This is a genomic window from Citrobacter sp. Awk 4, assembly GCF_028069725.1.
In the GTDB taxonomy this organism is placed as follows: Bacteria; Pseudomonadota; Gammaproteobacteria; order Enterobacterales; family Enterobacteriaceae; genus Citrobacter_D.
In genome coordinates this window covers 1-2832 of the sequence record NZ_JANEWG010000106.1, presented here as the reverse complement: position 1 = coordinate 2832, position 2832 = coordinate 1, and the positions used below count along the sequence as shown (strand labels likewise).

General features: G+C 44.6%; 2 protein-coding genes. Both read right to left on the bottom strand.

What is annotated here, in order from left to right; translation table 11 throughout:
- Window positions 1-312: 312 nt before the first annotated feature.
- A complete protein-coding gene (locus NNO04_RS22220) occupies window positions 313-987 on the bottom strand; it encodes an SOS response-associated peptidase (RefSeq protein ID WP_271446500.1) in 675 nt (224 codons plus the stop codon).
- Window positions 988-1571: 584 nt separating this feature from the next.
- Window positions 1572-2750, bottom strand: coding sequence for a porin OmpC (ompC, locus tag NNO04_RS22215; RefSeq protein ID WP_271446499.1), 1179 nt, complete (start codon window positions 2748-2750; stop codon window positions 1572-1574).
- Window positions 2751-2832: the final 82 nt, after the last annotated feature.

Sequence of the window (2832 nt, the reverse complement as noted above, 5' to 3'; positions counted from 1 at the left end):
CTCTATAGCAGTAATGGATTTATTAACTTTGAATAAATACCAATTTATTGAGTTTTTTATTTCTAACATTTTACCATGTCCTTTTGAAAATTATTGCAACTTAATTATTACCCCTAACTTCTTCGGTGATAAAAAAATCACAAAGGCGTGACTACCTTCTACTAACATTCTCCTTGATTATCTTACTACAGTTTGAACTGTTCTCCGTTGATTAGCACAGACTGATGTTAGCAACGTCCGTTTTGGCGTTCAGCTGACAGTCAAAGTCAATTTTACTCAAATCAGGTGCAGTTTCAGCACTAATGAACGCACTCAATTACTAACAGACTTAATCAATTCAGAACCTTGGTTTTTTACATTCCCCACGGCGCGGGATACTGCATGCCAGGTAAAGTGTTCAGCAGATACAGAACCATCTTCTACAATCATCTCGGCCTCCATTCCACTAATATCTTGTTGCATCCACACACGGGCAGCCTCTGGCGATAACACCAGTGGCTGGCGAACATGAATATCTGTCAGATTCTTACCTGCAGCAGTAGTCAGAATCAGGAAACCTTCTGTATCGTCACCGCGTTCAAAAGGTTTACTGCCAATGGCGGCCATAAAGATCGGTTGGCCATCAGTCCGATAAATGAAGTAGGGTTGCTTCCCTTCACCATCTTTCTTCCATTCAAACCAGCCATCAGCAAATACAATGGCCCGACCATGTAGCCACAGCGGCTTAAACATCCGGCTGGTGGCCGCAGTTTCAACACGGGCATTAATCAATGGTGGCTTACCCCACCATCCGGGGGCGTATCCCCAGATAACAGGATCGAGGTGTAACTGTTCGTCGCGTTCGCTCAACAGCAAAACTTTGGTGCCTGGCGCCACGTTGAATCGTCCAATCGGCTTGGGATCGTATGGGATGTCGCGCTCAGCTTCTTCTGATAGTAGGGCAAGATAGTCTTCACGCGTCATTGACTGGGAAAATCTTCCACACATGTTCACCTCCCGGCTGCAACTATGAAGTATAGGTTTAAGCTCAGAAAGTGTTGGTATATTAAGTATGGATAAACGCGTAATTATTTGATTTTAATGAAGTGGAAATATCTGGGATATACCAGCATAGAAAGTTAAGTTATTGATAATATGGGCAATGAAATCGGTCTCGAAAACCGGAGTAGGGGCAACTCTACCGGGGGTTCAAATCCCCCTCTCTCCGCCACTTTTCCTTCCTGCCTTAGTTTACACTTTCAGTACGCTGCTAAGATTTTGCTTCCTGTTGATCTGAAAAGATGATGCCCGAGCATCATTTTAAGTGTATTGCCCGGCAAATCTCGCAACAAACGTCCTGAATCTCACTTTGCCACAATGTTGTTCGTCTTTTCCATCAGTTCGGAACCGTTAAATGTGATGTGAGCCAAAGCTTTCATAAACTATTGTATTGTCAGGCGCAGCCGATATTTGGTGCTCAGTCAGTGTGAGGTTGGGTGTACGGCATCCCGGCGACGACTATTTTTCACTATGATGGGGGAAAGGCGGGGTATAAAAAAGCCCGCGTAGCGCGGGCTTGGGAAAATGGAACGTTAGAACTGATAAACCAGACCAACAGCAACGATGTCATCTGTTGAGATGCCATTGTCTTCATAAAACTGGTCATCTTCATCCAACAGGTTGATTTTATAATCAACATAGGTAGACATATTTTTGTTGAAGTAGTAAGTCGCACCAACCTCAACGTATTTGACCAGATCTTTGTCGGTGTAACGAGCGTTACCGCTACTATCATGATCCCAACCGCCTAAATCAGAGCCTTTGGACTGCAGGTAGGCCAGAGAAGGACGCAGACCAAAGTCGAACTGGTATTGCGCAACGGCTTCAAAGTTCTTTGTTTTATTGGCGATGCCACCTTCAATACCATCACCACTGCCGTAATATGTCATGTTGCGAGTTTCTGCATACATTGTTGCCAGATAAATGTTATTAGCATCATATTTAGCGCCAACGGTCCAGGCTTCTGCCGTTTCCCCACCAGCATAGCTGTTAGCGTGAGAACGATCCCCTAAACCACGAGTCACCTGATCATCAGTACGATCTGAGGCAGAATATGCAGCACCCAGACTTAAACCAAAATCAAAGTCATAGGAGGTAGACATACCGAAACCGTCACCGTTTTCTTTGGCTAATTTGCGGCCCTGGCTGTTACCAGAACCTTCCTGGCCAGCACTGCTACCTTCGTTATTACCCTGATACTGTAATGCAAAGTTCAAACCGTCAACCTGGCCGAAGAACCCTTTATTACGATAAGTGGCAACGCCGTTAGCACGTCCTAACATGAACACATCAGTCTGAGTGTAGGTATCGCCACCATATTCTGGCAGCATATCAGTCCACGCCTCTACGTCGTAAACCACGCCATAGTTACGACCATAATCAAAGGTACCATTCTGACCAAAGCCTAAGCCTGCGAAGCCCAGACGAGTCCACGAGTTTCCTTTGTCACCCTCGGTACCATTTGCCTGAATGTTATATTCCCACTGACCGTAACCAGTGAACTGATCTGCAATCTGAGTCTCACCTTTGAAACCTAAACGGGCATAAGACATATCACCATCACTGCCGGTATCGTCAGAGAAGTAATGCAGACCATCAACCTTGCCGTATAGATCGAGCTTATTGCCGTCTTTATTATATACTTCAGCCGCATTAGCTGCGCCTGCCGCTAATAATACCGGGACAAGCAATGCCAGAACTTTTCTTTTCATTATATATATCCTTATGATAATAATTTGTATGAATATGTACTCTATCCGATAAAGTACAGTGAGATACTATTCTATGAAGTTC

Excerpts from the sequence above, each read along its gene's own strand:
- NNO04_RS22220 (WP_271446500.1), bottom strand. The coding sequence starts at position 987 with ATGTGTGGAAGATTTTCCCAGTCAATGACGCGTGAAGACTATCTTGCC.
- ompC (WP_271446499.1), bottom strand. The coding sequence starts at position 2,750 with ATGAAAAGAAAAGTTCTGGCATTGCTTGTCCCGGTATTATTAGCGGCA.